General features: G+C 70.8%; 13 protein-coding genes. 4 read left to right on the forward strand and 9 right to left on the reverse strand.

Annotated features, from left to right (window positions below; all coding sequences use genetic code 11):
• Positions 1-16 precede the first annotated feature (16 nt).
• The 5 genes from ESD82_RS11290 to hslO are packed head-to-tail and all read right to left on the reverse strand — an operon-like array spanning position 17 to position 5,877.
• Positions 17-1,237, reverse strand: coding sequence for a class I SAM-dependent RNA methyltransferase (locus tag ESD82_RS11290; RefSeq protein WP_147428236.1), 1,221 nt, complete (start codon positions 1,235-1,237; stop codon positions 17-19).
• On the reverse strand, positions 1,234-3,105 hold the full coding sequence (locus ESD82_RS11295) for an ABC transporter ATP-binding protein (RefSeq protein ID WP_147428235.1): 1,872 nt from the start codon (positions 3,103-3,105) through the stop codon (positions 1,234-1,236). The genes ESD82_RS11290 and ESD82_RS11295 overlap by 4 nt, the downstream gene beginning before the upstream one ends.
• Positions 3,105-4,271, reverse strand: coding sequence for a CCA tRNA nucleotidyltransferase (locus ESD82_RS11300; RefSeq protein WP_024843980.1), 1,167 nt, complete (start codon positions 4,269-4,271; stop codon positions 3,105-3,107). The genes ESD82_RS11295 and ESD82_RS11300 overlap by 1 nt, the downstream gene beginning before the upstream one ends.
• Positions 4,268-4,852, reverse strand: coding sequence for an NUDIX hydrolase (locus tag ESD82_RS11305; protein WP_024843979.1), 585 nt, complete (start codon positions 4,850-4,852; stop codon positions 4,268-4,270). Before ESD82_RS11305 ends, ESD82_RS11300 begins: the two co-directional genes overlap by 4 nt.
• A complete protein-coding gene (gene hslO / locus ESD82_RS11310; protein ID WP_024843978.1) occupies positions 4,852-5,877 on the reverse strand; it encodes an Hsp33 family molecular chaperone HslO in 1,026 nt (341 codons plus the stop codon). Before hslO ends, ESD82_RS11305 begins: the two co-directional genes overlap by 1 nt.
• Before the next feature lie 223 nt (positions 5,878-6,100).
• On the opposite strand from hslO, the gene rpe reads away from it, so the two are divergent.
• Genes rpe through ESD82_RS11325 form a run of 3 tightly spaced genes read left to right on the forward strand, consistent with a single transcriptional unit; the run spans position 6,101 to position 8,449 of the window.
• Complete coding sequence (gene rpe, locus ESD82_RS11315; protein WP_024843977.1) at positions 6,101-6,793, forward strand: ribulose-phosphate 3-epimerase; 693 nt, start codon at positions 6,101-6,103, stop codon at positions 6,791-6,793.
• Complete coding sequence (locus ESD82_RS11320; protein WP_024843976.1) at positions 6,790-7,989, forward strand: 3-deoxy-D-manno-octulosonic acid transferase; 1,200 nt, start codon at positions 6,790-6,792, stop codon at positions 7,987-7,989. Before rpe ends, ESD82_RS11320 begins: the two co-directional genes overlap by 4 nt.
• Positions 7,990-8,029: 40 nt before the next feature.
• Complete coding sequence (locus tag ESD82_RS11325; RefSeq protein ID WP_024843975.1) at positions 8,030-8,449, forward strand: DUF1178 family protein; 420 nt, start codon at positions 8,030-8,032, stop codon at positions 8,447-8,449.
• A 45-nt stretch (positions 8,450-8,494) separates the two neighbouring features.
• On the opposite strand, the gene ESD82_RS11330 is transcribed toward ESD82_RS11325, so the two are convergent.
• From ESD82_RS11330 to ESD82_RS11345, 4 genes are read right to left on the reverse strand one after another with little or no spacing between them, the layout of a single operon-like run.
• Complete coding sequence (locus ESD82_RS11330; protein WP_024843974.1) at positions 8,495-9,271, reverse strand: ABC transporter ATP-binding protein; 777 nt, start codon at positions 9,269-9,271, stop codon at positions 8,495-8,497.
• Positions 9,271-10,305: a FecCD family ABC transporter permease gene (locus ESD82_RS11335; RefSeq protein ID WP_024843973.1), complete on the reverse strand. Its 1,035-nt coding sequence runs from the start codon at positions 10,303-10,305 to the stop codon at positions 9,271-9,273. Before ESD82_RS11335 ends, ESD82_RS11330 begins: the two co-directional genes overlap by 1 nt.
• Entirely contained in the window at positions 10,302-11,399 is a 1,098-nt protein-coding gene (locus ESD82_RS11340) for an ABC transporter substrate-binding protein (RefSeq protein WP_024843972.1), read from the reverse strand. Before ESD82_RS11340 ends, ESD82_RS11335 begins: the two co-directional genes overlap by 4 nt.
• Before the next feature lie 58 nt (positions 11,400-11,457).
• On the reverse strand, positions 11,458-12,864 hold the full coding sequence (locus ESD82_RS11345) for a YncE family protein (protein WP_024843971.1): 1,407 nt from the start codon (positions 12,862-12,864) through the stop codon (positions 11,458-11,460).
• A gap of 151 nt (positions 12,865-13,015) precedes the next feature.
• Between ESD82_RS11345 and ESD82_RS11350 the strand changes: the two genes are divergently transcribed.
• Positions 13,016-13,849 carry an alpha/beta hydrolase gene (locus tag ESD82_RS11350; protein ID WP_024843970.1) on the forward strand — a complete coding sequence of 278 codons (834 nt, stop codon included), beginning with the start codon at positions 13,016-13,018 and terminating at the stop codon, positions 13,847-13,849.
• The last annotated feature ends 50 nt before the right edge of the window (positions 13,850-13,899 follow it).

Genomic DNA, 13,899 nt, shown 5'->3' on the forward strand with positions numbered 1-13,899 from the left:
AGAGATTAAAATTTCGCTAGCGTCGGCGAATTTCCGCCACGGTCTCGACATGCGGTGACCAGCGGAACTGGTCGACCACGAAAAGCCGTTCGATCGCATAGCCGCCCTCGGCGAGAATCCGCGCATCCCTTGCAAAAGTGACCGGGTCGCAGCTGACCCAGGCCAGCATGGGCACCTGCGCGCGGGCGATCTCGTGCGCCTGCGCCTCGGCCCCGACGCGGGGCGGGTCGATCACGATTGCGTCATAGCCAAGCTCGTCGGGCAGCAGCGGCCGGCGCGCCAGGTCGCGGACCTCGGTCGTGATTCGGCGCAGGCCCGGCGCCTGCCGGGCGGCGGCATCCAGCGCCTGCAAGGGCGCGGCCAGCCCCTCGACGGCATGGACCTCGGCCGTCTCGGCCAGCGGCAGCGAAAAGGTGCCGCAGCCCGCGAACAGGTCCAGCACCCGCCCGGCGCCGCCGACCATGCTGCGCACGGCCGCCAGCAGCGCGGCCTCGCCCTCGGCGGTGGCCTGCAAAAAGCTGCCTGGCGGCGGCACCACCCGCGCCCGGCCCATGGCCAGCGCCGGCGGGCGGCGAGTGATCGGCTGCCCGTCCCAGCTGAGCCGCGCCAGGTCGCCTTCATCCGCCAATGCCGCAAGGGCCTGCAACAGCGCCGGCTGCATCGGCTTGCCGCCGGTGACGGCCAGGTCCAGGCCCGCCGGCGTCTCGGTCACGGTCAGCGACAACTCGCCCGAACGCGAGGCGCCGGCGACCACCAGCCGCCGCAACAGCGGCAGAGCGGACTGGATCCGCGGGCGCAGCACGTGACAGTCGGCGATGTCCACGATCACCTCCGAGGCGCGGGCGTGAAAGCCCACGAGCGCGCCCTTTTTCGTGCGCCGCCCCGACAGAACCGCGCGCCGGCGCGAGCGCGGCGGCGAGACATGCACCCCGGCGATGGGCGCGCAAAGCCCCTGCGCGCGCAGCGCCTCGGTCACCACGCCGACCTTCCATGCCTTCACGAAATCGTCCGAGCCATGCATCAGCGAACAGCCGCCGCAGGCGCGGTAATGCGGGCAGGGCGGCCGCACCCGTTCGGGCGCAGGCGTCACGATGCGCGGGCTGGCGATGCGGCCGGCCTCGGCCTCGCCCTCGATCACCTCGCCGGGCAGGGTCAGCGCGGCCAGCGCGCGGCTCTCTCCCGCGATGGCCACGCCATCGCCCTTGCGGCCCAGCCGCTCGACGGTCCAGGTGGTCACTCGGCGGCCTCGGTGGTGTCCTCGTCTTCCTCGGTGCCCAGGAAGCCGCCCGACTGGCGGTTCCAGTAGCGCGCATAGGTGCCATTGAGCGCCAGCAGTTCGGCATGGCTGCCCTGTTCGACGATGCGGCCGGATTCCAGCACGACGATGCGATCCAGTTCGGCGATGGTCGAAAGCCGGTGCGCGATGGCCAGCACGGTCTTGCCCCGCATGGCACGGTGCAGCGCGTCCTGGACCTGCGCCTCGACCTCGCTGTCCAGTGCCGAGGTCGCCTCGTCCAGCACCAGGATCGGCGCGTCCTTCAAGAGCGCGCGGGCCAGCGCGATGCGCTGGCGCTGGCCACCGGACAGCTTGACGCCGCGCTCGCCCAGATGCGCGTCATAGCCGGTGCGGCCCATGTGGTCGCGCAGCTTGAGGATGAACTCATGCGCCTCGGCGGCCTTGGCTGCGGCGACGATCTCGTCCTCGGTCGCGTCGGGGCGACCGTAGAGGATGTTCTCGCGCGCCGAGCGGTTGAACATGGCGGTTTCCTGCGTGACCATGGCGATGTTGCGGCGCAGGCTTTCCTGCGTCACGGCGCGCACGTCATGGCCGTCCACCCGGACCGCGCCGCCCTCCACGTCGTAAAGCCGCAAGAGCAGCGAGACCATGGTGGATTTCCCCGCCCCCGAGGCGCCGACGATGCCCAGCTTTTCGCCCGCCGCGACATGAAGGTCCAGGTCGATGATGCCGCCGCCATTGCTTTGCCCCTCGCCGCGGCCATAGGCGAAATCCACGTGGTCGAAGTCGATGCGGCCCTGGACCCGGCCCAGGGTGACGGCATCGGGCGCATCGGTCAGGGCATGGGGCGGGGCAAGGGTCTTCATGCCGTCCTCGACCTCGCCGATCGAGCCCCAGACCCCCATCAGCGCCATGCTGACCCAGCCGGTCATCTGCGCCAGCCGTATGGCGATGGCGCCGGCGGCGGCGATGTCGCCCGCCGTGGCCATGCCCTGCCGCCACAGCAGGATGGTGCCGCCGACCAGGATCACCGGCAGCGCGCCGGCAATGGTCATCAGCGACAGGCGGAACCAGGTGCTGACCCGGCCGAAATCCAGCGCGCGTTCGCGAAAGCCGGCCATGGCGCCAAGCGCGGCGCGGTCCTCGTGCTCGGCATGGGCGAAAAGCTTGACGGTCTTGATATTGGTGATCGTGTCCACGACCTGACCCGTCACCATGGCCCGCGCCGAGGCCCGGCTGGCCGAGCGCGTGCGGATGCGCGGCAGGAAGAAGCGGATCAGCAGCACGTAGGAGCCCAGCCAGACCATCAGCGCCAGCGCGCCCCAGCCGTCGACCGAGACCAGGAAGGCGGCCGAGCCGATTACCGAGGCCAGGGCAAAGGCCACCACGTTGACGAATTCGGTCGCCACATCGGTCACGGCGCGGGCGGTCTGCATCTGCTTTTGCGCGATGCGGCCGGCGAAATCGTTGTCGAAGAAGGTCACCGCATGGCCCATGGTCCAGCGATGCAGCCGCGACAGCACCAGGGGCAGGATGTTCGGCCCGATGATGACGCTGGAACTGGCGGTCGAAAGCCCGAAGATCGCCGGGCGGATCAGCAGGAAGAAGGCGGCAAAGCCCAGGATCAGCCCGCCCTGGTCCGCCCAGATCCGGTCCACGGGGGTCGAGACCACCGCATCCACCACCCAGCCCAGCAGCACGGCCGAGACCACGTCGGCGATGCCTCCCAGCGCCGAGGCCACCGCGGCCAGCGTCAGCCCCGGCCATGCGCCCGACAGGCACCAGCGGAAAAAGGCCAGCAGGCTGCGCGGCGGCGGGCCGTCCGCCGGGCGGAAGGCGTCGATCATGCGGGCGAAGAAATCATGCATCAGGCGCGGGCCTCCTGTTGCAGGGCGATCCGCAGCAGCGCCTCGCGCGGCAGGGTGAAATCGCTTTCGACAAAGGCGTCCTCGGCCCGGCGCAGCGCCTCGCCCAGGGCAGGTCCGGACAGGTCCGGCATCAGGTCGCGGGCAGTCAGCGGGAATTTTGCCCCGGCGCCGCGGGCAAGCTCGTGGCACCAGCCGAAGGCGGGCCTGTCGCCGCGGGCGGCGCGGATCAGCACCGCTTGCGCGGCGCTGGCGCGGCCCAGGCGATAGGCGGCGGCGGGCGCGGGCATGGTCAGCGCCTGCGCGATCCGGTCCTGGGTGCGGGCCTCGTCCCGCGACAGGCGCAGCGCCTCGGCCGGGTTCGGCGCGCCCAAGAGCGCCAGCCGGCGCGGCCAGCAGGGCAGGGCGCCGGTGCCGTATTCCCGCTCGATCTCGACCAGTTCCGGCAGGTCGCTGGCATCCGCGCCGGGCAGGACCAGCGGCAGCACCCCCGCCTCGGCCATCAGCGCCACGGCGTGGGACGGGTCGGGGGCGTCGAGCAGCTTGCGCATCTCGTGGCCGATGCGTTCCTTCGAGATGCCGGCAAGCCCCTGGCGCAATTCGCGGCAGGCGGCCAGCGCGTGCAGGTCGGCCTCGCGCCCATACCAGGCCAGCAGGCGAAAGAAGCGCAGGATGCGCAGATAGTCCTCGGCGATGCGCGCGCGCGGGTCGCCGACGAAGCGCAACCGGCGCGCCGCCAGGTCGGGCAGGCCGCCCACCGGGTCCAGCACCTCGCCCGAGGCGGTGGCGTAAAGCGCGTTCATGGTGAAGTCGCGCCGCCGCGCATCGTCCTCGATGCGGTCGGAATAGGCCACGACGGCACGGCGGCCATCGGTTTCCACGTCGCGGCGAAAGCTGGTGACCTCGAAGCCGCGGCCATCGGCGATGACGGTGACGGTGCCATGCTCGATGCCGGTGGGCACCGAGCGCAGGCCGGCCGCCTCGGCCAGTTGCACGGTCTCCTCGGGCCGGGCCGAGGTCGAGATGTCCACATCCGCCACCGGCTCGCCCAGAAGCGCGTTTCGGACCGCACCGCCGACGATCAATGCCTGGGCGCCGCCCGCGGAAAGCGCGGCCAGCACCTGCTCCAGGGCCGGGTCGTCCAGGAAAGGCGCGGTCAGCCGGGTCATGCGGAAAGCCTTGTCGCCAGGGAATGCAGCACGCGGGCGGTGGCGCCCCAGATATAATAGGGGCCCCAGGAGGCGACATAATAGTCCCGCCGCGCGCCGCGCCAGATCCGGCCCTCGATGTGGTAACTGGCCGGATCGGCGACATGGGCGAAGGGGACGGTGAACACTTCCTCGACCTCTCCGGCCTCGGGGATCGGGGTGAAGGGGCCGTGGATCAGCGCCAGCACCGGGGTCATGGCGAAACCGGTGATGGTGCGATGCGGCGGCATGGTGCCCAGCACCTCGACCCGGGCGGGATCGAGGCCCACCTCCTCATGCGCCTCGCGCAGGGCGGCGGCGACCTCGTCGGCATCGCCGGGATCGACCTTGCCGCCGGGCAGCGCGATCTGGCCGGGATGGTGGCGCAGGCTGGAGGCACGCTTGGTCAGAATCAGCCGGCCGTCCACCGCGTCGAAACCGGCCAGCACGCCGGCCGGGCGCAGCGCAACCTCGCCCGGCGGGGCGCCGCCGAAGTCGAAATCCGACGAGGGCCCCGTCCTTTCCGACAGGGCCCGCGCCAATCTCTCGCGGATCGTTCCCATCAAAGCGCGGCCCGGCTTTCCCCGGTCCCGCCCTTGGGCAGGGGATTGCCCTCGGCATCGATCTCTGCCTCGAAGCCCAGGCTCTTGGGGTCGAATTCGTAATGTGCGCCGCAGAACTGGCAATCGGCGGTCACGATGCCGTCTTCGTTGGTCATGTGGCCGATGTCCTTGGCCGAATAGATCGACAGCGTGCTGCGCACCCGCTCGGCATTGCAGGAGCAGCCGAAGACCAGCGGCTGCGCGGCGAAGGCCGCGGGCTCCTCCTCGTGGAACAGGCGGAAGACCAGGTTCGGCAAGGGCAGGGCCTGATCGACCAGTTCCATCGCCTCGACCGTGGCCATCAGCGTGGTGGCGCGGTTCCAGTCCTCGGATTGCGCGCCCTGCAGGATGTCGGCGGATTGCAGGTCGCCGCCCTCGGGCCCGGCATGGCTGCCGGCCGGCAGGGTCTGCAGCATGATGCCGCCGGCGCGCCAATGTTCCTGGTGTTGGCCGGGCAGCCGCGCGCGGCCCACCGTCAGCTCGAACCGGGTCGGCAGCTGTTCGGACTGTTCGAAATAGGTCTGCGCGCAGGTGGCAAGCGAACCGCCGGCCAGCGGCGTCAGGCCCTGGTAGGGGGTCGTGCCCTCGCCCTGGTCGATCAGCACCGCGAAATAGCCCTGGCCGAGCTGGTCGAAGCCGGGCAGACCGTCTTGCAACCGCTCGGCGTCGAAACTGGCCCAGGCACGCATGCGGGCGGGGCCGCCCTCGGTCTCGGGGGCGTAATAGTCGGTGGCGATGGTGCGGATGGCGCCGTTGCCGCGCACCTGGAGCGAGAGCTTCCAGCGCAGCTTGATGGTCTGGCCGATCAGCGCGGCGAGCGTGGTCAGTTCCGCCACCATGGCGCTGACCGGGACCGGGTAGTCGTGGCGCGACAGGATGTGTTCGAGCAGGGGCCCGAGACGCGCGACGCGGCCGCGCATGTCCGAGCGTTCCAGCTGGAAGGGCAGCATGCAGTCGTCCCAGGAAATTTCCTTCGTTTCGGTCATTGGAAGTCCTTCGGAATAGGGATGCGCGGGGGCCGGCTGCGGCCTGGCGCCTTGGCCCCAATATAGGCCCTGCGGCGGAAAGCCCAAGGGGGGAAGCCGGGGGCTTCGCGCCCCCGGACCCCCGCGGGGTATTTGGGAAACGGTGAAATGCGACCTTCAGGCCTGTTGACGGCCGCCCGGCCGGGACGATAACCGGGACCAGGGGCATTGCAGGGAGCCAGACATGACGTTCGACCGCCGCATCAAGATCGCGCCTTCCATCCTTTCCGCGGATTTCGCCAATTTCGGCCAGGAATGCCGCGCGGTCGAGGACCAGGGCGCCGACTGGGTCCATGTCGATGTGATGGACGGGCATTTCGTGCCGAACCTGACCTTCGGTCCCGCGATGTGCAAGGCGATCCGGCCGCATATCCGCGGCGTGATGGACGTGCACCTGATGATCGCCCCGGTGGATCCCTATATCGAGGCCTTCGCCGAGGCGGGCAGCGACATCATCACCGCCCATGTCGAGGCCGGGGCGCATGTCCACCGCACGCTTCAGGCCATTCGCGGCACCGGCGCCAGGGCCGGGCTGGCGCTGAACCCCGGCACCCCGGCGGAAGCCGCGCGGCCGCTGCTGGACGATGTCGACCTGATCTGCGTGATGACGGTGAACCCCGGCTTCGGCGGGCAGAAGTTCATCCACAGCCAGGTCGAGAAGGTGCGCGAATTGCGCGCCATGATCGGCGACCGGCCGGTGCATATCGAGATCGACGGCGGGGTCGATCCCACCACCGCGCCGCTGGTCGCGGCGGCGGGGGCGGATGTTCTGGTCGCCGGCTCGGCCGTGTTCCGCGGCGGCTCGGTGTCGAACAGTGCCCCTTACGGCGAGAACATCCGCGCCATCCGCGAGGCTGCCGAGGCCGCGCTGCGTTGATCTGGCGCGGCGCCACGGCGCTGGCCGGCGGGGCGCTGGGCCTGGCCGCGCCGCTGGCCGGGGCGGATTGGCGCGAACGGCTGGCGCTGTCCGGCCCCGCGGTCGCGCCGGGCGGGATCTGGCTGCATGCGGCCAGCGTGGGCGAGCTGAACTCGGCCCGCGTGCTGGCCGAGGCGCTGGCGCCGGACTTTCCCCTGGTGGTGACGACCAACAGCCTGACCGGGCGCGACCTGGCCCGGCGGCTGGGCCATCCTTGCGCGCTGGCGCCGCTGGACGTGCCGCAGGCGGTGGGCCGCTTTCTGGACCGGGTTCGGCCCGCCGTGCTGGTCACGGTCGAGAACGAGCTTTGGCCCAACCGCTCGGCCATGGCGGCGGCGCGGGGCGTGGCGCAGGTCGTGGTGGGCGCGCGCATCTCGGCACGCTCGGCGGCGCGCTGGCGCCGGCTGCCGGGGCTGATCGGGCCGATGCTGGCCCGCATCGACGCGCTGTCGGCGCAGGATCCAGGCAGCGAGGCGCGGCTGCTGGCGCTGGGGCTGCGGGCGGGCGCGCTGACGCCGCGGCTGAACCTGAAGCTGCTGGCCCCTGCCCGGGTCGAGCCGGGCGAGGACGGGCCGGAGCGCGCGCGCACCGTGCTGGCGGCCTCGACCCATGAGGGCGAGGATGCGCTGATGCTGGATGCCTGGGCGGCGGCGCGCGAGGCGGTGCCGGGCCTGCGGCTGATCCTGGCGCCGCGCCATCCCGAGCGCGGCGATGCCGTGGCGGCGCTGATCGCCGCGCGGGGGCTGGAATATGCGCGTCGCAGCCGGGGCGGCGGGCCTGGCGCGCCGGTGCTGCTGGCCGATACGCTGGGCGAGATGGCGCAATGGTATCACGCCGCCGGCATCTGCATCACCGGCGGTTCCTTTGCCGATCACGGCGGCCATACGCCATGGGAGCCCGCCGCCTGGCGCTGCGCCGTCCTGCACGGGCCGCATGTCGCCAACCATGCCGGCGACTATGCCGATCTGGCCGCGGCCGGCGCGGCGCAGGGCTGCGATGCGGCGGGCCTGCCGCAGGCGCTGGCCGCCCTGGCGCGGGATGCCGGGGGGCAGCGCCGCATGGGCGCGGCGGCGCGGGCGCTGCTTCTGGCGCGGGCTGGCAATCCCGCCACGTTGATCGGACGGATCGCGGCCCTGGCCCGGCGCGGGCTTGCATAAGCCCCTGCGCGGCCCGATATTTAAAGGGAAAGGAGCCGAGATGATCCGCTATGCCCTGCGTTGTGAAAAAGGCCATGACTTCGATGGCTGGTTCCGGTCCTCGGACGGGTTCGAAAGCCTGCGCGCGGCGGGGCAGGTCACGTGCACGCATTGCGGCTCGGCCCAGGTGGACAAGGCGCTGATGGCGCCGCGCGTGGCGCAGAGCCGCGACGAGGCCCCCGATCTGCACAGCCCCCGCAACGACCATGAGGCGGCGCTGGAAAGGCTGCGCCGCCATGTCGAGGAAAACTCGGATTACGTCGGCATGTCCTTTGCCGCCGAGGCGCGCGCCATGCACGAGGGCCTGGCGCCCGAGCGCGCGATCCATGGCGAGGCGAGGCTGGAAGAGGCCCGCAAGCTGCTGGAGGACGGCATTCCCGTCGCGCCCTTGCCCTTTCGCTCGCGGCAACGGGCGAATTGAAGGCCGCGGCGCTTTCTGCGGCAAGCGCCTTGCACCGGGAGATGGTCAGCCCGGCGCGTGTTCGCCGTCGATCAGCACCATGATGCGCCCGCGCGAGCAACGCTCGACCCGCGCCTCGACGCCATAGACCTGGGCCAGAAGCTGCGGGGTCAGCACCTGTTCCGGTCTGCCTTCGGCATGGGTGTGGCCGCCGTGGATCAGCACGATGCGGTCGGCCCATTGCGCCGCCAGCGCCAGGTCGTGCAGCACGGCGACGACGATGCGCCCCTCGCCCGCCAGGCGCCGCAGTTCGGAAAGCAGCCGCACCTGCCGCGCCAGATCCAGCGCGCTGGTCGGCTCGTCCAGCAGCAACAGGCGCGGGTCGCGCACGATGGCCTGCGCCAGGCTGACCATTTGCCGCTGTCCGCCCGACAAGGCCGACAGCGGTTCCAGCGCCAGCGAACCGATCCCCAGCTTGTCCAGCACCGCCATGGCGGCGGCATCGGCCTGGCGCGCGCCCAGGGTCTCGCCCGCGCGCAGCGCCGCGATCACGCTTTCCAGCGCCACCAGGGACGAGCCTGACGGCAGGCTTTGCGGCATGAAGCCGATCAGCCGGGCGCGGTCGCGCATCGGCACATGGGCCAGGTCGTGCCCATCCAGCAGCACCTGCCCGCCATGCGGCTGCAACTGGGCGATGGCGCGCAGCAGCGTGGATTTCCCGGCGGCGTTCGGCCCGGCCAGCACCGTGACCTCGCCCGGCCGCAGCAAGGGCAGGTCCAGGCCTGTCAGCACGCTGCGCGCGCCGTAGCGCACCGAGATGCCCTGTGCCAGCAGCCCCTGCATCAGCGCCGCCTGCCGCGCAGGATCAGCGCGAAAAAGATCGGCAGCCCGATCAGCGAGGTGACGAGGCCGACCGGCAGCAGCACCCCCGGCACCAATGTTTTGGAAAGTGTCGAGGCCAGCGACATGACCAGCGCCCCGGTCAGGATGCTGGCGGGCAGGAAGACGCGGTGGTTCTCTCCGACCAGCATGCGGGCGATATGCGGCCCGGCCAGGCCGACAAAGCCGATCACGCCGACCATGGACACGGCCGCGGCGGCCAGCAGGCTGACCCGCAAAAGCGTCCAGCGCCTGAGCCCGGCCACGTCGACGCCGAAGCTTTTCGCCTGGTCCTCGCCCAGCCGCAGCGCGGTCAGCTTCCAGGCCGCGCGGAACGAAAACGGCACCGAGACCAGCAGCACCAGGCCGATCATCACTACGCCGGGCCATTGCGCCGAGGCCAGGCTGCCCATGGTCCAGAACACCAGCTGTTGCAGCGCATCGGCCGAGGCGACGAATTGCAGCAAGGACAGCAGCGCGGCGGCGGTGAAGTTCAGCGCCACGCCGAACAGGATCAGCACCTCGGGGCCGCCGCCGCGGATGCGGCCCAGAAGTTGCAAGAGCCCCAGCGCACCCAGCGCGAACAGGAAGGCGTTGCCCGAGACGCTCCAGACCGCCGGCAGGCCGGGCAGGGTCAGGCCCAGCACGATCGCCACCGCGGCGCCAAGCGCGGCCGAGGACGACACGCCCAGCGTGAAGGGCTCGGCCAAGGGGTTCTCCAGCACGGTCTGCATCTCGGCCCCGGCCAGCGCCAGCGCCGCGCCGACCAGCAGCGCCATGCAGGCCACGGGCAGGCGCACGTCCCAGACGATGACCTGGGTGCCGCGGGCCACCTCGCCGCCGGCCAGCGCCCGCAGCGTCTCGGCCAGCGGCAGGCCGGCGGGGCCGGTTACAAGGTCCAGCAGCAGCGCCGCCAGCGCAGCAAGGCCCAGCGCCGCCACCAGAAGGGTGTTGCGCCGGCCTTGCCGGTGATAGCGTTGCAGCGTCGCGTCGCTCATTGTTCCGGCGTCACCCACCAAGTCCCCGGCACGATGACGGGTGAGAAGCGGGCGTTGATCTCGGCCAGCGTGGCGGCGGGATCGACGTCCTGGAACAGCTCGGGATGAAAGGTCTTGGCCAGGTATTCGATCAGCGCGATATGCACGGGCGAATCGTTGAACAGGTGCCAGACGCCGGCCGTGCGCCCCTGCTCCACCGCGCGCAGCGAGGCAAAGCCCGATGCCGCGATCAGCCGCTGAAAGCTGGCCTGCGCGGTTTCGGCATCCACGCCCGAGCCCAGAACCAGCCCGCCCCGCGCCGCCATATGCGTACCGCCGGTGGCGATATAGACATCCGGGTCGGCGCCGATCAGGTATTCCAGGCTGACATTGCCCAGCACGCCCTTGACGGTGTCATGGCCGATATTCTGCCCGCCGGCCGTGGTGATGAAGTCGTGAAACACCCCGCTGCCGACGGTCGAGCAGCAGTTCTGCGGCGCCGCATGGACGTGAAAGAACACGCGCGGCCGGGCGATGCCGGGCTCGGCCAGCCGGTCGCGGATGCGGGCCAGCCGGCTGTCGTAGAAGCTGGCGAATTCCTCGGCTCGATCCTCGGCGCCGGTCAGCTTGCCCAGGATGCGCAGGCTGGGGATCGAGTTCTCCTGCGGGTGCGAGAAGAAATCGACATAGGCGACCGGAATGCCCGCCGCCTCGATCTGCTGGCGGGCGACCTCCATGCCGGGATCGTTCTGGTCGATCAGCGTCAGCACCACCAGGTCGGGATGCAGCGCGATGATCGCCTCGGCCGAGATGTCGCGATTGCCCGAGCCGACCGGGCGGATCTGGTCGATGTCGGGGAATTTCTCGCGGTAAGCCTGCATGGTCGGCTCGTCCAGCGCCTTGTCCAGCCGCCAGCCGGAAACCAGCGCCACCGGATCGTCGTGCATCAGGCCCAGCACCGACAGGTGCCGCCCCTCGCCCAGCACGATATGGCGGGCGGGCTCGGGCAGATGCACCTCGCGCCCCAGGATGTCGGTGGCCACCACATCCGCTGCGGCAACGCCAAGCGAGGCGATCAGGGTAAAGGCGGCAAGCAGCGGGCGGGTCAGGGTCATGGCGGGTCCGTTGGCTCATGCGCCGGGGCGCGAACGCCCCGGCAGGGTCGAGGCCCTCTTACTCCGTGGCGGGGGTGATGCGCCAGATGCGGTCGCCCGCCTCGTCGTCCTCGCCCCGCGACTTGTTGACCGCCCAGACATTGCCCTTGCCGTCGGCGCGCAGCTGGTTCGGATAGCTGCCGGCGTCGAGATTGGCGACGATCTCGCCCTCGGGGCTGACCACGGCGATGGTGCCGGCGCCGCGATTGGCGACATAGGCCAGGCGGCCGACCGGCTCGAAGGCCACGTTCAGCGGACCGGCGCCCACGGCCACGTCATGCAGGACTTCGCCGGTCTCGGCCTTGACGATCAGCAGGTTGTCGGTGGCCTGCGAGGCGACGAAGATCAGCCCTTCCTGCGGGTCGTAGGCCACGCCCGAGGCGGCCTTGGTGCCGGGCAGCGGGATCACCTTGACCTCGCCCGAGGCCAGGTCGACCACCGCCGCCTCCGGCGTGGACAGGCTGACGGTCACCAGCTTGCCGCCCGCCTCGTCGATGTCCAGCGCCATGGTCGAGAACTCCTCGCCGCGGATCTGCGACTGGATGGTGATCGGCTCCAGCGGTTCCAGCGTCTTGGTGTCGAAGACCTTGATCTCGGGCGTGCCGGTGGCGCTGGCATAGGCGCGGCCGTTGGCCTCGTCCACCACCACGTCGCGGGCATGGGGCACGGCGCCCGGCTCGAACTGCTTGACCAGAGACAGGTCGGACTGCTTGTAGACCGCCGCCGTGTCCTGGCGGGTATTGGTCACCCAGACATGGCCGTTCGCCTCGTCGACATCGATGCCATAGACCGCGAAGACGCCGCCGTCGCTGCCATCGGGACGGGCGGGCGCGGCGCCGGGGGTCGCCTCGGCCTCGATCTTCAGCGTCTCGGCATTGATCTTGACCAGCTTCGATTCCTTGACTGGCGGCCGGCCGACCGCGCTGGTCACGAATGCGGCATTCGCAGCCTCGCTGAACTTCACCTGGTAAAGACCGCGCACCACCGGCTCGCTGGCGACGGCGAGTTTCTCGGTCCCCGCGACCGCCACCTCGGGCGAGACCTTCAGCTCGACCACCTCGGCCGAGGCCGGGTTCTCGGTGACGACCACGATGGGCTGCAAGCCGGTCTCGGCCTCGGCGTCGACATCCAGCGCAAAGCTGAACCCGCCCTCGGCATCGACGGTGATCGGCTCGGCGTTCAGCGTGGTGGTGCCGCGCATCAGCGTGACGGTCTGGCCGGGGATCAGGTTCTGGCCCTCGATCACCGCCTTGCCGCCCTTGTGGACCGGGGCGCGATCGACGCCGCCGGCGCTGACCCGGCCGGCGAACTCGACCAGCGGCTTGGTAAAGACGGTTTCGGCCAGGACGGGGCCCGCGATCACCGAAAGCGCAAGCGCCGAGGCCCCCAGCAGGGCGCGAAGTGCGGGGCGCGATGGATATGCCATGAGAAACTCCTTGAAAACAGACCAGGACTCGCTTTGGCTGACCCCGATCAGGGCTGGCTTCGGTCAGCGGGCAACCTATATTCCTGACCGTCCTTGTCAACTAACGCCGGCAAGGATGCAGGGCTTTGTGAACAGGGGGAATTGTCGCATCATGTCGCAGCTTGGACAGGTCGGGCCGGATCACGCCAGGAAACAGGCCGAACTGCGCATCTTTCAGACCGGGGCGCCGACCCATGCGCTGTCGCAGAAGGTGGTGGCGGTCGGGTCCAGCTACCGGCTGTTCCTGGCGGTGCCCAGGGCGCCGGCGCCGGCCAGGGGCTGGCCGGTGCTTTACATGCTGGACGGCAATGCCGCCTTCGACTTCCTGACGCCCGAGCATCTGGCGCTGGCCCCCGGCCTGATGATTGTCGGCATCGGCTATGACACCGACCGCCAATTCGCCCGCGAATTGCGGACGCTGGACTTCACCGCGCCGGACGGGCCGGGCGACGGGTTGCGCCCCGACCATGTCCACGAAGGCCGCATGGCCGGCGGCGCGGCGATCTTTCACGACCGGCTGACCGGCCCGCTGCGGCAGGCGGCCGAGGCCGGCCTGCCCGTCGATCCGGCCCGCCGCACGCTCTGGGGGCACAGTTTCGGCGGGCTGTTCACGCTTTACGCGCTGCTGGCGCGGCCGCAGGGCTTTGCCCGCCATGCCGCGATCAGCCCCTCGATCTGGTGGGACGAGGCGCTGATCCGCCGCGTGGCGCAAGAGGCCGCGCCCGCCTCGCTGCCGCTGCTGGTGGCCTTGGGCGACCGCGAGAAGCGCTCGGGCAGCGACGGCCCGCCGCCGGACGGACCGGCGCCCGCCACGATGCAATTCGTCGCCGATCTGGCCCGCCATCCGGGCCATCGCGCGCAGCTGCATGTGCTGCCGGGGCTGATCCATATCCAGACCCTGGCGGGCTCGTTCCCGCTGGTCCTGCCCTTTGCAACGGCGGATTAACCGGATCTCAATCTTCTTGTGCTGCTGTGGCCGCAGGCAAGAACGGAGAC

This window comes from Paracoccus pantotrophus (assembly GCF_008824185.1).
Taxonomy (GTDB): Bacteria; Pseudomonadota; Alphaproteobacteria; order Rhodobacterales; family Rhodobacteraceae; genus Paracoccus; species Paracoccus pantotrophus.

What these genes read in the sequence shown, in the direction of transcription:
- ESD82_RS11295 (WP_147428235.1), bottom strand. Translation starts at nt 3,105, where the DNA reads ATGCATGATTTCTTCGCCCGCATGATCGACGCCTTCCGCCCGGCGGAC.
- hslO (WP_024843978.1), bottom strand. Translation starts at nt 5,877, where the DNA reads ATGACCGAAACGAAGGAAATTTCCTGGGACGACTGCATGCTGCCCTTC.
- ESD82_RS11345 (WP_024843971.1), bottom strand. Translation starts at nt 12,864, where the DNA reads ATGGCATATCCATCGCGCCCCGCACTTCGCGCCCTGCTGGGGGCCTCG.
- ESD82_RS11325 (WP_024843975.1), top strand. Translation starts at nt 8,030, where the DNA reads ATGATCCGCTATGCCCTGCGTTGTGAAAAAGGCCATGACTTCGATGGC.
- ESD82_RS11300 (WP_024843980.1), bottom strand. Translation starts at nt 4,271, where the DNA reads ATGACCCGGCTGACCGCGCCTTTCCTGGACGACCCGGCCCTGGAGCAG.
- ESD82_RS11305 (WP_024843979.1), bottom strand. Translation starts at nt 4,852, where the DNA reads ATGGGAACGATCCGCGAGAGATTGGCGCGGGCCCTGTCGGAAAGGACG.
- ESD82_RS11350 (WP_024843970.1), top strand. Translation starts at nt 13,016, where the DNA reads ATGTCGCAGCTTGGACAGGTCGGGCCGGATCACGCCAGGAAACAGGCC.
- ESD82_RS11330 (WP_024843974.1), bottom strand. Translation starts at nt 9,271, where the DNA reads ATGCAGGGGCTGCTGGCACAGGGCATCTCGGTGCGCTACGGCGCGCGC.
- ESD82_RS11340 (WP_024843972.1), bottom strand. Translation starts at nt 11,399, where the DNA reads ATGACCCTGACCCGCCCGCTGCTTGCCGCCTTTACCCTGATCGCCTCG.
- rpe (WP_024843977.1), top strand. Translation starts at nt 6,101, where the DNA reads ATGACGTTCGACCGCCGCATCAAGATCGCGCCTTCCATCCTTTCCGCG.
- ESD82_RS11335 (WP_024843973.1), bottom strand. Translation starts at nt 10,305, where the DNA reads ATGAGCGACGCGACGCTGCAACGCTATCACCGGCAAGGCCGGCGCAAC.